This is a genomic window from Bradyrhizobium liaoningense (genome assembly GCF_018130825.1).
Lineage (GTDB): Bacteria > Pseudomonadota > Alphaproteobacteria > Rhizobiales > Xanthobacteraceae > Bradyrhizobium > Bradyrhizobium liaoningense_B.
The window spans coordinates 42608-56959 of sequence record NZ_JAFCJS010000007.1; the positions used below are offsets into that span (position 1 = coordinate 42608).

Below are 14352 nucleotides of genomic sequence, written 5' to 3' on the forward strand. Positions count from 1 at the left end.
TCAGGACTCCCATGGCCGTCAAAGCGTCGTCGCCCGGATGGCGCTCCGCACCATCCGGGCTGCGATTCCTTTCGCTTTGCCCGGCAAAGCCATCACCGGGCGAAGCGCGACCGTCGGCTCAGACCAGCGTGCCCGCGTGGAAGCTCGCATGGGCCAGCAGCGATTGGATCACGACGTTGTCGCCGGGACCTCCGTCCAGCACGTCGGTTCCGCCGCCGCCGATCAGCACATCGTCGCCGAGCCCGCCGAGCAGCGTATCGTTGCCGGCGCTGCCGATGAGCACGTCGTCGTCGGCGCCGCCGTCGAAAACGAGGTGCGGCCCGCCGGGACCGACGCCCGATGCCTCGATCACGTCGTCGCCGCCGAGGCCGTTGATCGTGATGGTGTCGTTGAAGTCGAAGTTCTCGATCACGACCTGGCTTGCCAGTCCGTCGATCACCAGTGCGCCGTTGCTGTTGAGCGAAAGCGTGATGACGTCGTCGCCGCCGGTGCCGTTGATCACGATCTTGTCGGCCGCGCCATCGCCGCCCGGGTTGCCGGGAACGCCGCCGAGGTCGATCTTGACCTCCGTCACGTCGGTCCCGCTCATGTCGCCGACATTGATCGTATCGGCGCCGCCGCGAGCATTGAACGCGATCGTCTCGACGCCGTGCGTATCCATCGTGATCGAGGCGACGTCCCGCGTCAGCTCGGCACGGGAGCCGTTCGCGAAGATGTTGATGGTTTCGGCGATGTTGGCGCCGCTGAACAGCAGCGTGTCGGCGCCGCCCTGACCCTCGACCGTATCGTTGTCGTCGCCCGGATTCCAGACGAACGTGTCGTTGCCCGCGCCCATCAGCGCGACGTCGTTGCCGTCACCGCCGTTGATCACGTCATCGCCCTGGCTGCCGCGGATGGTGTCGTTGCCAAGTCCGCCATTGATCGTCAGCTGCAGCACGCCGGCGGCAAGTCCGCTGGCGTCGATAACGTCGTCGCCACCAAGGCCGTTGAGCGTCAGCTGGTCGGTTGCGTCCATGGCGCTCAGGCTGGTGGCCGCCTGCAGGCCGAACACGGTCACGCCGGCGGCATTGCCGCTGACGCCGAACGTATCGGCGCCCTGGGTCGCATCGACCGAGACCGTATCGACGGCGCCGTCGGGCGTACCAGTCGAACCGCCGAGGTCGATATTCACCTGCGTCACGTCGGTCCCGGTCAGATCCCCCACCGCGATATGGTCGGCGCCGCCCAGCGCGTGGACATCGACATGCTCGACCCCGTGCAGGTCCATCGTGATGTTTGCGACGTCGCGCGTGAGCCGGGCGTGATCGCCGTTCGCCGCAAGGACCATATTCTCGGCAATGTTGGCACCGAAGAACTTCAGCGTGTCGACACCGGCTCCGCCGTCGACGGCGTCGCTGCCATCGCCTGGATTCCACTGGAACACGTCACGGCCGTCGCCGAGCTGCACGAGATCGTCGCCGCGGCCGCCGACGACGGAATCATTGCCGTCGCCGCCGATCAGCGTGTCGTTGCCGGCGCTGCCAGTGATCGTATCGTTGCCGGTGCCGCCGTCGATCGTCAGGTGTACGACCCCCGCGGCAAGCATGGCGGCCGAAATCGTGTCGTTGCCGCCAAGGCCCTCGATGACGAGCGCATCGCTCGCGCCTTCCGCGTTGGTGATGGCGAGGGCGGCGGGCAATCCCGTGACCGAAACCGACGTGCCTGAGCCCGACACATTGATCGTGTCGGCGCGGGACGTGCCCTCCAGCGTCACCGTATCGGCCGCGCCGTCGCCGGTCCCGGCCGAGCCGAGATCCACGTTGACTTGCTTGACGTCGGTTCCGGCCAGATTGTTGATGACGATGTTGTCGCTGCCGCCGCGCGCGCCGATCGTGATGGTCTCGATGCCGTCGAGGTCCATCGTGATGTTGCCGACATCGCGGGTCAGCAGCACGCGTCCGCCATTGGCGGCGGAAACGGCGATGTGCTCGGCGATGTTCGAGCCGTTGAACAGCAGGGTGTCGGCTCCGGCCTGACCGTCCACCTTGTCGCTGCCGTCGCCCGGGTCCCACTGGAAGGTATCGTTGCCCGCGCCCAGCAAAGCGGTGTCGTTGCCCTGGTTGCCGTCGATGAAATCGTTGCCGTCACCGCCCAGCAGGCGGTCGGCGCCATTGCCGCCGAGGATCGTGTCGTTACCGGCCCCGCCGTCGAGCGTCAGCGTGATGAGCGCGGCGAGGTTTCCGGTGGCGGTGATGATGTCGTCGCCGCCATTGGCATGGACCACGAGGTTCTCCGTGGTGCCGATGTCCAGCGAGAACGGCGCCGGGTCGACGCGGTCGAAGCGCACGCGCGTGCCATTGGCCGTGATGGCGAAGGTCTCGCCGCCGTTGCCGCCGTTCACTTCGGCGGTGTCGATGCCTTCGCCGCCTTCCATCAGGTCGCTGTCGTCGCCGGGATTCCAGATCATGCGGTCGTCACCGGCCTCGCCGAACATCTGGTCGTTGCCGTCGCCGCCGACCAGCACGTCATTGCCGGCACCTCCGAACAGCAAATCGTTGCCGCCCTTGCCGAACAGCGTGTCGTTGCCGGACTGGCCGAACAGCATGTCGCCGCCGGACCCGCCGGTCAGCTTGTCGTTGCCGGCGCCGCCGAACAGGTTGGCTGCGGGCATCGCCCCGTTGCTCTCGTCGATGGTGATGATGTCGTTGCCGTCGAGGCCGAAAGCCTGGATCAGCTTGGTGTTGGCGACCGTTGCAGGTCCGCCTTTGACGGCGATTGCGCCGCCATTGACGACGATCGTTCCGGCCGCATTGCGGCCGAGTGTGATCGTGTTGTTCATACCAGTGCCAAGGACGGAGAGAATTCCGGCGGAAAAATTTGCTGTGACAGCCATGTGCGCTTCTCGCTTGCGTGATTGTCGAAACGGGCCGGCGGTATCGCGACGCTTTCGCGATGTCGCGGGTGAGGGGCAAACGAGATCGTCTGTAGGCTGGAAGGGCGGTTCCGGCTTGACGGAAGGCTTCGGGCTGCCTCCTGTTTCTCTTGAGAGGAGCTTGATTTTGCGGAAAGCCGATCACGCCCGCGCGAAACGGCACGGCGCTTACAGTTTCAATGACGAGTTCGTGAAGGCGCGCTGCGCCTGCCGCTATTCTCGCGCCGCTCTACGCGTTCTCCTTCAACGCCCGCCGCAGCCTGCGGATGATGACGCCGCGGGCGCGGTCGTCGGCGGCGGCTGCGACCTTGTCGCTGATGTCGAGCATCAGCTCCGACATCTCGTTGTGCCAGTCGAGATGTGTGACGGCCTCGGGCGCGAGGCGGCGGCGATGGTCGACGTCGAGCACGCGCGGCTCGGCTGCTGCGAGCTCGTAGATGTCGTCCAGCACCGGCTGATAGATCTTTGCGGCGGGGAGGATGCGTTCGCCCAGCCGCTCGGCAAGGCCCGCGATCGCGTCCTGCTCACCATGGGTGAGGAACACCCCGCGCGCGATCGGACGGCGCGCCGCGATCCAGCCGGCCATTCCCGCGGCGTCGGCATGACCGGAATATTCGTCGATCATCCGGATGCGGGCCGCGACCCGGATCTCCTCGCCCTGGATCCGCACCGCCTTGGCGCCGTCCTGGAGGAAGCGGCCGAGCGTGCCGTGCGCCTGGAAGCCGGAGAGCAGCACGGTTGCGCGCTCGTTCCACAGCCAGCGCTTGAGATGATGGCGGATGCGGCCAGCATCGCACATGCCGCTGGCGGCGATGATGATGTGGAAGCCGGTCAGGCGCATGATCGCCTTGCTCTCGGCGACTGTCTCGGTGAATTTCAAATGCGGCGAGTTGAGCAGGCGGTCGACGTCGACCTCGGGATCGAGGCTCGCGGCGTGCTGGCGGAAGACTTCGGTGGCATGGATCGCGAGCGGGGAATCGAGAAAAATCGGCGCCGCCGGAATCTCGCCGCGCTCCATCAAGTGGACGATGTCGACGATCAGCTCCTGCGTGCGCTCGACCGCGAAGGCCGGGATCAGCAGGGCGCCCTTGGCGGCGGCGGCCTCGCGGATCTCGCCGGCGAGGTGCTGCCGCCGTTGCTCGGGCGTGGTGACGGCGCGCACGCGGTCGCCATAGGTGGATTCGCAAATGACGTAGTCGAGATCCACCGGGGCTTCGGGATCGGGTTGCAGCAGCTTGGCTTCCGGCCCGACGTCGCCGGAAAGCAGCACGCGCAACGGCCGCTCACGGCCGGCCTGGTCGAACTCCAGCTCGATCGAGGCAGAGCCGAGCAGGTGACCGGCGTTCCAGTAGCGCGCGCGAACGCCGGGGATCACGTCGGTCCAGCGCTCATAGTCGACCGCGCGGAACGATTGCAGCGACGCCGTCGCGTCGGTCTGCGTGTAGATCGGCGCGACCTCCTTCCATCGGCGCGCCGCGTTGCGCCGGTTGAGCTGCGCGACCTCGGACTCCTGGATGCTGCCGGCGTCCGGCAGCATCCAGGAGCAGAGGTCGATCGTGCCGCGTGTCGCCAGGATCGGGCCGTCAAAGCCCTCGCGCACGAGTTTCGGTAGCAATCCGCTGTGATCGATATGGGCGTGCGTGAGTAGCACCGCCTGGATGTCGGCCGGGCGAAACGGGAAGGCGCCGTAGTTGAGTGCCTTCAGCGTCTTCTGTCCCTGGAACAGGCCGCAATCGACCAGGAAGCGTCCGGTCGCGGTCTGGAACAGATAGCTCGAGCCGGTCACGGTGCGGGCGGCGCCGCAAAATCGAACGGTTACGCTCATGTGTTCACTCCCCCGCGAAGCTGCCGTCGATCGCATAGCCGTTGTCCGCGGCGGCCGCGCTCGCAGCCAGATCGTGCTCGGGCCGGTCGAAGGCGTAGACGCGATAGAGCGGCTCGCCCTGCTCGACGCGGTCGCCTATCTTCTTGAACAGGCGAATGCCCGCGCCCTTGTCGAGCGGCGCGCCGGCGGTACGGGCGAGGCGATTGAGGCGCAGGCAGTCGATTGCGGACACCACGCCGTCATGCGCCGCCTCGACGTCGAAGTTGAGCGATCCAAGCTCGGTGCTGCATGTCGAGGGACCCTGGGCGCCGATGATCTTCTGCATCTGCTTCAACGCCGCGCCGCTGTCGAGCAACTCGCGCGCCCGCGCATAGCCGGCGCCGCCGCGCAGCTTCGGATCGTATTCCAGGAGATGGGCGGCGAGCCGCAGCGACTTCTCGCGCAGATCGCGCGGCGCATCCTTCTCATTGCCGAGCACCGCCATGACGTCATTGGCCTCGAGCACCGGCCCGATGCCGTTGCCGATCGGCTGGCGGCCGTCGGTCGTGATCACTTCGACCGTGCGCCCGAAGCGGTCGCCGACGAATTCGAACAGCTTTCGCAGCCGCATTGCCTCGACCGCGCTGGTGACCTTCGCGGTCGGCCCGACCGGAATGTCGATCAACAGATGCGTCGAGCCTGCGGCGATCTTCTTGGACATGATGGAGGCGACCATCTGTTCGCGGGTATCGAGGCTCAGCGGGCGCTCGACCGAGATCAGCACGTCGTCGGCCGGCGACAGGTTCACGTGCCCGCCCCAGATCAGGCAGCCGTTGCAGGCCGAGACGATCGCCTTCATCTCCTCGACGCCGACATTCACCTGCGCCAGCACCTCCATCGTGTCGGCGGTCCCGGCGGGCGAGGTGATGGCGCGCGAGGAGGTCTTGGGGATCGGCAGGCCGTGCGCGGCGACGATCGGCACCACGACCATCGAGGTGCGGTTGCCGGGAATGCCGCCGATGCAGTGCTTGTCGACGACGACAGGGTCGGGCCACACCAGTTGCGTGCCGGCCTTCGCCATCGCCCCGGTGAGAGCCAGAAGCTCGTCGCTGGTGATGAAGCTCGCCGAGCCGATCAGGAAGGCCGCGATCTCCATGTCGGAGTAGCGATAATGCGCGAGGTCGTTGATGATCGCGCCGATCTCGGCCTCGCTCAACGTCCGCCCGTGGATTTTCGCGCGCACCGCTTCCAGGCTCTCCGGAGGCGAGGCCGGCGTCACCGTGACCGGCGTGCCGACCGGTTCGGCGAAACGGCGAAATGCAGGCTCGGAGAGGCCGATCTCGTCCTGGGCCGCCAGCGTGTCGTCGTCAGTGATCAGCAAGGTCGCCAGCAGCACCTTGCCATTGAGGCGGAGCTCGACGCGGCTGAAGCCGCGAAAGATCTCCGCACGCAGCGCCTTTGATTGCCTGGAGATGACGACGACGTTTTCGCGGCCGGTGTCGAGGCGGACGCGGCGGATCTTCAGTTGGGAGCGCGGGAAGTCTGGATGCATGGACAGGCCGGCAGCGGGAAGCTCGGCTTCCATGCTTAGCCGTCGCCGCCCCTTTGCTGTTGACGCAGATCATGGTCTGCGACGCCGGCAGGGCCGCACGCCGCGACGATATCGCCGATCTCGGGAGGCCGGGCCGGATATGCCGCCTACTTCGTGGCGGCGTCGATCGAATTGAACTTGTTGTTCAGCAGCGCGCTGCCCGTGTTGTTCACGACAGCGACGATCGCAAGCGCGATGCCGGCGGCGATCAGGCAATACTCGATAGCGGTGGCTGCACTTTCATCGGCAAGAAAGGACCTGAGCAAAGCCATCGTCAACTCCTGTTCATCCGTCTAATTTAGGCTGGTGCCGTTTTCGGAATGGTAAATTGATTCAGTAAGTTTTTCGCGGCGCGCGCACGCCAAAGCGCAAGGTCGGATGGTCCCAACCTCCAGCTTTATATGCTGCCATTCCTTGATTTAAGGTTTCGTCACCCGATGCAGGTGCATTCGACCGTGTCGCCGCTGCCTCAGGATTCGATCCGGCGTCCGGACGCGGCCTTGCCGGGGCGTCTCAGCGCGGCTGCGAGGCGTCCGATCAGATTGCCCATGACGCGCGGCTGCGATTGCGCCGAGCTGTCGGCAAGGCGTTTGTCCTCGGTCGTGTCATTCACGAGACCGATATAGTTCTTGCTGGCATTCTGCCGCTGCATCGTGCGCAAATCCTGCTTCGATCGACGGCGCGACCTTGTCCTCGGCAACGGGAATCGACGGTTAATTTTGTCTTCCGTAGGACTACTTGTCGGCCCGCAAGCGGACCGGAAAGACTGGCGCGGCTTAAGGGATTGTTGAGGCTATTTGCGGGGTGCGTCTGCGTTCAGCGCCCGCAACATCGCGATGCGGGCGAACATCATCCAGCCGCCGCCGGTCTCGGCCGCGTTGATCAGGGTCTCGATCGCGGTCTGCCAGTGGCCGGCGTGCTGCGAATCCTCGGGCAGCTGCATGATGTGATCGGCCGCCTCCTGCAGCGTCCGCAGCTTGCGCCCATTGCGCAATGGGATCGGATCGTCGAACGCCGCCGACCAGGGCATGTCAGGCCGGCCGACCGGAGGGGAGGGACATCACGGCGCGATCGCAGATTGGGTGCTGCTAGCTGGCCTTCTTCGCCCGTGCCGGTGCGCGCACCGGCTTGTCGGCGGCCTTCTTCGGGGCTTCCTTCGCCGTCTTCGCCGCGGCGTCCTTGCCGCCCTTGCCCGATATCGGCAGCAGCATCTCGCGCTGGCCCTCGACGCGCTTCTTCGGCTTCTTGCCCTTGACGGCCTCCTTGGCGACCTTCGCCGCAGGCGCCGCTTCCTTCTCGCTCGCTAGGCTCTTCTTCAGCGCGTCCATCAGGTTGATGACGTTGCCGCCCGTCTTCGGCGCCGCCTTCGCGGTGATCGGCATGCCGCTGCGCTTCTTGTTGATGAGATCGATCAGCGCGGTCTCGTAGTGATCCTCGAACAGCTCGGGCTCGAACGCGCCGGACTTCTTCTCCACGATGTGCTTTGCAAGGTCGAGCATGTCCTTGGTCAGCTTCACGTCCTGGATGTCGTCGAAGTATTCCTGCTCGCTGCGCACCTCGTAGGGGTAGCGCAGCAGCGTGCCCATCAGGCCGCTCTCGAGCGGCTCCAGCGCGATGATGTGCTCGCGGTTGGTCAGCACCACGCGACCGATCGCGACCTTGTCCATGCTGCGGATGGTCTCGCGGATCACCGCAAAGGCGTCATGGCCGACCTTGCCGTCCGGCACGAGGTAGTAGGGGCGGATCAGGTAGCGGCTGTCGATGTCGGTCCTCGGCACGAACTCGTCGATCTCGATCGTATGCGTTGAATCGAGCGCGATGTCGTCGAGCTCGTCCTTGGTGACCTCGATATAGGTGTCGGTGTCGACCTTGTAGCCCTTGACGATGTCCTCGGACGTGACCTCGTCACCGGTCTCGGCGTCGACCTTGAGGTACTTGATCCGGTGGCCGGTCTTGCGGTTGATCTGGTTGAAGGAGACCTTCTCGGTATCCGAAGTGGCCGGATAGAGCGCGACCGGACAGGTCACGAGCGACAAACGCAGAAAACCCTTCCAATTGGCGCGGGGGGCCATGGGCTACTCCAAACGCAACAGGGGACAGACCTATGAGGATACCATCGGGGAACACCGAATCATACACGGCTCGACGCGGAATCTTGCAACTGCGTTAACCGGTTGCCGGGCGCGTGGTTGCTGCTCGATCGGATGGCAAAAGCCGGAACATCATATCGGATCGGGCGTTGGCTCAGGACACTAGGCTGCGAGGAGGTCGCGGCCACTGGGGCAGCATCCAGAGATTGAGGGCATCATGGCAACCACGCGAGAGCAGCGCCAGATCGTCGAAACTCCGACCGAGGCGCGCCAGGGCGAGCCCGGCCCGTCGGTGGCGGCGCTGCTCGCCATCTCGACCGGACTGGCGATCCTGATCCTCGCCGTCATCTGGTTCGTGTTCTTCCGGACCTGACGGCCCCGACCGGAACGCTCCGGGCCTTCCTGATCGCCGCGTAACGCGGCACATTGCGCCCGCCATGCCGCCGGTTCGTCCGGCCGCGCGGCGGGCGCAGTCGCATTGGTACACGAGAAATCGTATATGACCAAAAAGTAACGTCGGCGGTTCCCGGCGTTCATATTCAGTTCACGCCGGAATTGCTCATCTGGAGCGGTGTTCATGCGGTCTATTTCTGGAGAGAAGCGTGCGCCTGCTCGTTGTTGAGGACGACCCCGATCTCAATCGCCAGCTCACCAAAGCGCTGGCGGACGCCGGTTATGTCGTCGACCGCGCCTTCGACGGGGAGGAGGGACACTATCTCGGCGACAACGAGGCGTACGATGCCGTGGTGCTCGACATCGGCCTGCCGAAGAAGGACGGCATCTCGGTGCTGGAGGCCTGGCGCCGCAACGGCCGCACCATGCCGGTCCTGATCCTGACCGCGCGCGACCGCTGGAGCGACAAGGTGCAAGGCTTCGACGCCGGTGCCGACGACTATGTCGCAAAGCCGTTCCACCTGGAGGAGGTGCTGGCCCGCATCCGCGCGCTGCTGCGCCGCTCCACCGGCCATGCCCAGAGCGAGCTGAGCTGCGGCCCTGTCACGCTCGACACCAGGACCGGCCGGGTCAGCGTCTCAGGCAACCCCGTCAAGATGACCTCGCACGAATATCGGCTTCTGGCCTACCTGATGCACCATTCCGGGCGCGTCGTCTCCCGCACCGAGCTGGTCGAGCATCTCTACGACCAGGATTTTGACCGCGACTCCAATACGATCGAGGTGTTCGTCGGCCGCATCCGCAAGAAGCTCGACGTCGACATCATCCAGACCGTCCGCGGTCTCGGCTATCTCCTGACCCCGCCGCCCGCGCCCGGCGCTTGAGGTCGTCTCGGGCTTGACGGGAGGCCGAACAGGGCCCTTGGTCCGGTCATGACCTCCGACGCCCCGATATCCTGCGCCTGCCGGGACCCTGCCGATGGCTGCTAGCTCACTCGCCAATCGCCTGTTCCTGTCGGCGACGGGGTGGCTCGTGGTGATCCTGGCCATCACCGGCGTGGTGCTGTCGTCGGTCTACAAGAACGCCACCGAGCGCGCCTTCGACCGCCGGCTCAATCTCTATCTGCGCACCCTCATCGCCGAAGTTGCCACTCCGGACGAGCCGCCGGACCGCCAGTTCCAGTCGCTCGGCGAGCCGCTGTTCGAGCTGCCGCTGTCCGGCTGGTACTGGCAGATCACGCGCACCGATACCGAGAAGCCGGAGGTGCGCTCCTCGCGCTCGCTCTGGGACAAGAAGCTGCCGAAGCTTGAGGAGCAGGGCGCCGAACTCACCGCCGCCGGCATCAGGCTCGGCTATGTCGACGGGCCTGAAGGGCAGAATTTGCGGATGGTGGAGCGGCCGGTCGACCTCGGCGCCGACGGCAAATACCTCGTCAGCGTCGCCGGTGACGACACCGAGATCTTCGACGAGACGCGGAGCTTTGACTACTACCTCGGCGGCACCTTCACCGCGCTCGGCATCGTGCTGCTACTGACCACGGTCTTCCAGGTCCGCTTCGGCCTTGCGCCGCTCAAGCGTATCTCCGAATCGATCGCTGACATCCGTTCGGGACGGGCCGAGCGGCTCGAGGGCGAATTCCCGGTCGAGATCGCGCCGCTGGCACGCGAGACCAATGCGCTGATCGACGCCAATCGCGAGATCGTCGAGCGCGCCCGCACCCATGTCGGCAATCTCGCCCATGCGATCAAGACGCCGCTGTCGGTCATCGTCAACGAGGCCGGCGCCCATTCCGCGGAGCCGTTCGCGGCCAAGGTGATGGAGCAGGCGGACGTGATGCGCGACCAGGTCGCCCATCATCTGGAGCGTGCGCGCATCGCGGCGCGCGTCTCGGTCGTTGCCACCGTGACCGAGGTTGCGCCTGCGATCGAGGCGCTGCGGCGGACCATGGAGAAGATCCACCGCGACCGCGGCATCGTGGTCGAGGCCAAGGCCGATCCGTCGGCCAAATTCCGTGGCGAGCGGCAGGACCTCGAGGAGATGGTCGGCAATCTCGTCGACAATGCCTGCAAATGGGCGGCCTCGCGGGTCTTCATCGAGGCGCTGGTCGAGGCGCCGCAGCAGGCGGGCGCGGGCCCGCGGCTGCGGATCATCGTCGATGACGACGGCCGCGGCCTGTCGGAGGCGGAGCGGGCCCAGGTCTCCCGGCGCGGCCAGCGGCTCGACGAATCCAAGCCCGGCTCCGGGCTCGGCCTGTCCATCGTGACCGACCTGGCCGCCCTCTATGGCGGAAGCCTCTCCCTCAGCGGCGCGCCGACCGGGGGCCTGCGGGCCGAACTGGTGCTCCCCGGAATATAATCCTATGTTCCCAAGGGGTTACTGGGCCCGCGGAGCGCCGATCCGGAGCAAAACGGGGGCATTCGAGCCAACGTCCTCAACGGCTTCTTAAGGCGCTCCCTCCTATGATCGCGCCCGGACGCATCCCATGTCCGCCATTTTATCGTGCATTACCCGGGCGCATGAGCCAGACATCGATCGAGCGGCTGAGGGAATATCTCGCGCAGCTCCCGCCGCAGTCGCAGGCGCTGCTGATGCGGGAGTTCGAGCGCGCGCTCGAGCGCGGCCAGGACACGGCTGTGGCCACCCTCGTGCTCGAGCAGCTGCGCAAGATCGTCCGCAAGACCGAAGCCGACGACGCCTCGCCGCCGCGCACCGACGATCTGTCGCGGCTGCTGTTCCAGGCGCTGGAACCGTTCCTGGTCGAGGGGGGCGCTCCTATCCGGGTCGGCCAGATCCGGCGTTCCTCGCTCCAGCCGATCTGGCAATGGCTCGGCCGTGACGGCGCCGCGGACAAGGTGAACGAATTCGAGGCGGCGCTGGCGCGCATGCCGGCTGACAGTGCGGGGCAGGTCGAGGCTCTCGCCCAGAAGCTCCAGGCGGTCGCCGCGGATGCGATCTTCGCGCTGACCGGTCCAGGTGGTGGTGACAAGTCGCGCGCGCTCGCCCGGGTCGGCCCGCCCAACGTGATCGAGGATCTCTATTCGGTCGGGGCGGTGCTCCAGGTCCGGGAAGCCATCGCCACGCTGAACGAGAAGTTGCCGCGCACCTTGCGCGCCTTCGGCGACTCCCAGATCGCCTCGGTGACCTCGGCGCTCAACATTCCGGTTCTCCAGACGCCGCAGATGCTGCCCTTCGCGCTGTCGATCGTCGTGCAGCGCATGATCGCGCCGTGGCAGATCATTCGCCTCGCCATCAAGATCGCCGCCTCCGACGACGAGATCCGTGTCGCGGCAACGCCCTATGGTGTCGCCGTCACGATCGCCCTGCACGATTTGTCCTGCGTCGCCGCGATCCTGCGCATGGACATCAAGCGCGGCCATTTCGACAACGTTGCCGACAACCTCAAGGCGCTGCACGATGGTGTGCGCGGCCTGCGCACCGAGCTCGATCTGCGCAACGATTCAGTCTGGGGCAAGCAGCTGACCTCGATCCGGGCCGACATCTCCAATGCGCTGCAATCGGAGATCGACAGCGTTCCCGGCCGCGTGCGCCGCATCCTGCGCCAGCGGCCCGAGAAGGACATTCCGCCGGGGGCGCGGATCGACAGTACCGAGGTGGAGGAAACCGCGGCGCTGATCGATTTCGTCGCGACCTGCCGCAATTACGCGAGCGAGCTCGCGATCAACGAGGTGACGCTGCGCACCTATTCCGACCTGCAGCAATATGTCGAACGCTCGACCGAGCAGCTGGTGCAGTCGCTGCGCGCCGCCGATCACAAGGTCCGCATCTATCGCCAGCAGCAGGTGCAGGCCGCGATTCGCTTCTGCCAGGTGCTGTTCGGCGATGACTATGCGTCGCTGATGAGCCGCGCTGCGGAGAACGCTGCGACCGGTGAGCGCAAATCGTCGCGCGCGAGCTGATCCAAGCGCATATTTTCGTGATCACAATTTGTGGTTGACGCTGCCGGTGGCGGGCCCTACGGTCGCTGCGCAAGCTTTTGGAATTTCTACCTGTGGGCGCATGAAATCCATTATCAGCTCCATCGAGATCGAGAACCGCGTCATTGTGGCCAAATATCAACGGCTGATGGTCGGCGCGAAGGTCGTGCTCGTCGAGAAGGCGAGCGGCCGGCAACTGCCTGAGACGGTCACCAGGGTTGCTTCTCCGGTTCCGGTCGGCGCGGTGCGCATCAGGTTGCCGGATGCGATTCCGCCGGGAACGTACTTCCTGAAGGCCTTCAACGGTCGCGGCGAGGATGCCGCGCGGAGTGCGGACTTCGAGATCGGCTAAGCCGTTGGGATCCTGACCGTTTCAGGACAGCGCGCGGTCGCGCCAAATTGACAATTGTCAATTGCCGCATCGTCCGGCCGTGGTGTAAAGCCACCTATGGGCGCGGGTGGCGCGCTGCCGGAAGCTTGCCAGATGACGTTATGGTTCGTGTTCGCGCTGATGACGGTCGCGGCGATTTTCGCCGTGCTCTGGCCGCTTGGCCGCAGCGGACGCGCGCAGGATCAGGGCAGTGAGGTCGCGGTCTACAAGGACCAGCTGGCGGAGATCGAGCGTGATCTTGCCGCGGGGTTGATCGCGGCGCCCGAGGCCGAGGCGGCGCGCGTCGAGATCAGCCGCAGGCTGCTCGCCGCGGCCGGAAGCGAGTCCTCGCCGGATCTCAAGTCGGCGCCGAGCCTCAACTGGCGCCGCGCGGCAGCGGTGCTGGCGCTCGTCGGTCTGCCGCTCGTCGCGATCGGCGTCTACATGCCGCTCGGCTCGCCGCGGCTTCAGGACTTTCCGCTGGCGCAGCGGGAACGCGGGGCCGGTTCCGGCATGGCGCGATCGCTTGAGAATCTCGTCGTGCAGGTCGAGCAACATCTGGAAAAGAACCCGACCGATGGACGCGGCTGGAACGTGCTCGCGCCGGTGCTGCAACGGCTCGGCCGCTTCGACGATGCGGTGCGGGCCTATCGCAACTCGCTCACCTACAATGGCGAAAGCCCGGAGCGCCGGTCCGATCTCGGCGAAGCGATCTCGGCCGCAGCCGGCGGCGTCGTCACCGCCGAGGCCAAGGCCGAGTTCGAGCGTGCGCATGCGCTCGACGCCGATGATCCCAAGGCGAACTACTTCCTCGGGCTCGCGGCCGAGCAGGATGGCCGCAAGGACGATGCCGCCGACATCTGGCGCGCGCTGCTGGCCAAGGCCCCGGCGGATGCACCGTGGCGGCCGCTGGTGCAATCTTCGCTGGCGCGGGTCGGCGGCGGCACGATGCCGGCGCTGTCGGATGAGACCATCGCGGCTTCCAAGGACATGGCCGAAGGCGATCGCAACGCGATGGTGCGCGGCATGGTCGAACGTCTTGCGACCCGCTTGAAGCAGAACGGCGACGACGTCGAGGGCTGGCTGCGCCTGGTGCGCGCTTATCTCGTGATGGGTGATCGTGACAAGGCGATGGGCGCGTCGACCGACGCCCGCCAGGCGGTCGCCAAGGATGCCGAGCGGCTCCGCCAGCTGAACGAAGGCCTCAAGACTCTCGGGCTCGACGGATGATGATTTCGGGACGAGACGAGCGGAGAAC

The 14352-nt window shown here is 66.1% G+C and carries 13 protein-coding genes; 6 read left to right on the plus strand and 7 right to left on the minus strand.

Going from position 1 to position 14352, the window contains the following annotated elements:
* Window positions 1-118 precede the first annotated feature (118 nt).
* From JQ603_RS27750 to JQ603_RS27780, 7 genes are all read right to left on the minus strand, one after another.
* Window positions 119-2872, minus strand: a complete 2754-nt coding sequence (locus JQ603_RS27750) for a beta strand repeat-containing protein (protein WP_212343945.1) — start codon at window positions 2870-2872, stop codon at window positions 119-121.
* A gap of 268 nt (window positions 2873-3140) precedes the next feature.
* The gene (locus tag JQ603_RS27755) at window positions 3141-4736 is read right to left on the minus strand and encodes an MBL fold metallo-hydrolase (protein WP_212343947.1); all 1596 of its coding nucleotides are present in this window, start codon (window positions 4734-4736) and stop codon (window positions 3141-3143) included.
* A gap of 4 nt (window positions 4737-4740) precedes the next feature.
* The gene (locus tag JQ603_RS27760; protein WP_212344644.1) at window positions 4741-6267 is read right to left on the minus strand and encodes a thymidine phosphorylase family protein; all 1527 of its coding nucleotides are present in this window, start codon (window positions 6265-6267) and stop codon (window positions 4741-4743) included.
* A 146-nt stretch (window positions 6268-6413) separates the two neighbouring features.
* Complete coding sequence (locus tag JQ603_RS27765; protein WP_018647793.1) at window positions 6414-6578, minus strand: Flp family type IVb pilin; 165 nt, start codon at window positions 6576-6578, stop codon at window positions 6414-6416.
* Window positions 6579-6775: 197 nt separating this feature from the next.
* Window positions 6776-6958 carry a hypothetical protein gene (locus tag JQ603_RS27770; protein ID WP_212343949.1) on the minus strand — a complete coding sequence of 61 codons (183 nt, stop codon included), beginning with the start codon at window positions 6956-6958 and terminating at the stop codon, window positions 6776-6778.
* A 141-nt stretch (window positions 6959-7099) separates the two neighbouring features.
* A complete protein-coding gene (locus JQ603_RS27775; RefSeq protein WP_212343951.1) occupies window positions 7100-7336 on the minus strand; it encodes a hypothetical protein in 237 nt (78 codons plus the stop codon).
* 58 nt (window positions 7337-7394) lie between these two features.
* Window positions 7395-8378, minus strand: a complete 984-nt coding sequence (locus JQ603_RS27780) for a Ku protein (RefSeq protein WP_212343953.1) — start codon at window positions 8376-8378, stop codon at window positions 7395-7397.
* 235 nt (window positions 8379-8613) lie between these two features.
* Between JQ603_RS27780 and JQ603_RS27785 the strand changes: the two genes are divergently transcribed.
* The 6 genes from JQ603_RS27785 to ccmI all read left to right on the plus strand — a co-directional run bounded on the left by JQ603_RS27785 (window position 8614) and on the right by ccmI (window position 14324).
* Window positions 8614-8769, plus strand: coding sequence for a hypothetical protein (locus JQ603_RS27785; RefSeq protein WP_018315820.1), 156 nt, complete (start codon window positions 8614-8616; stop codon window positions 8767-8769).
* 229 nt (window positions 8770-8998) lie between these two features.
* A complete protein-coding gene (locus tag JQ603_RS27790) occupies window positions 8999-9673 on the plus strand; it encodes a response regulator transcription factor (RefSeq protein ID WP_212343955.1) in 675 nt (224 codons plus the stop codon).
* A 94-nt stretch (window positions 9674-9767) separates the two neighbouring features.
* Entirely contained in the window at window positions 9768-11144 is a 1377-nt protein-coding gene (locus JQ603_RS27795) for a sensor histidine kinase (RefSeq protein ID WP_212343957.1), read from the plus strand.
* A gap of 161 nt (window positions 11145-11305) precedes the next feature.
* Window positions 11306-12706 carry a hypothetical protein gene (locus JQ603_RS27800; protein WP_212343959.1) on the plus strand — a complete coding sequence of 467 codons (1401 nt, stop codon included), beginning with the start codon at window positions 11306-11308 and terminating at the stop codon, window positions 12704-12706.
* Window positions 12707-12806: 100 nt separating this feature from the next.
* Entirely contained in the window at window positions 12807-13076 is a 270-nt protein-coding gene (locus JQ603_RS27805; protein ID WP_212343960.1) for a hypothetical protein, read from the plus strand.
* Between the two features lie 132 nt (window positions 13077-13208).
* On the plus strand, window positions 13209-14324 hold the full coding sequence (ccmI, locus tag JQ603_RS27810) for a c-type cytochrome biogenesis protein CcmI (RefSeq protein ID WP_212343964.1): 1116 nt from the start codon (window positions 13209-13211) through the stop codon (window positions 14322-14324).
* Window positions 14325-14352: the final 28 nt, after the last annotated feature.

Coding starts and splice junctions, on each gene's coding strand:
- JQ603_RS27805 (WP_212343960.1), top strand. CDS start 12,807: ATGAAATCCATTATCAGCTCCATCGAGATCGAGAACCGCGTCATTGTG.
- JQ603_RS27795 (WP_212343957.1), top strand. CDS start 9,768: ATGGCTGCTAGCTCACTCGCCAATCGCCTGTTCCTGTCGGCGACGGGG.
- JQ603_RS27800 (WP_212343959.1), top strand. CDS start 11,306: ATGAGCCAGACATCGATCGAGCGGCTGAGGGAATATCTCGCGCAGCTC.
- JQ603_RS27770 (WP_212343949.1), bottom strand. CDS start 6,958: ATGCAGCGGCAGAATGCCAGCAAGAACTATATCGGTCTCGTGAATGAC.
- JQ603_RS27780 (WP_212343953.1), bottom strand. CDS start 8,378: ATGGCCCCCCGCGCCAATTGGAAGGGTTTTCTGCGTTTGTCGCTCGTG.
- ccmI (WP_212343964.1), top strand. CDS start 13,209: ATGACGTTATGGTTCGTGTTCGCGCTGATGACGGTCGCGGCGATTTTC.
- JQ603_RS27750 (WP_212343945.1), bottom strand. CDS start 2,872: ATGGCTGTCACAGCAAATTTTTCCGCCGGAATTCTCTCCGTCCTTGGC.
- JQ603_RS27765 (WP_018647793.1), bottom strand. CDS start 6,578: ATGGCTTTGCTCAGGTCCTTTCTTGCCGATGAAAGTGCAGCCACCGCT.
- JQ603_RS27775 (WP_212343951.1), bottom strand. CDS start 7,336: ATGCCCTGGTCGGCGGCGTTCGACGATCCGATCCCATTGCGCAATGGG.
- JQ603_RS27760 (WP_212344644.1), bottom strand. CDS start 6,267: ATGCATCCAGACTTCCCGCGCTCCCAACTGAAGATCCGCCGCGTCCGC.
- JQ603_RS27755 (WP_212343947.1), bottom strand. CDS start 4,736: ATGAGCGTAACCGTTCGATTTTGCGGCGCCGCCCGCACCGTGACCGGC.
- JQ603_RS27785 (WP_018315820.1), top strand. CDS start 8,614: ATGGCAACCACGCGAGAGCAGCGCCAGATCGTCGAAACTCCGACCGAG.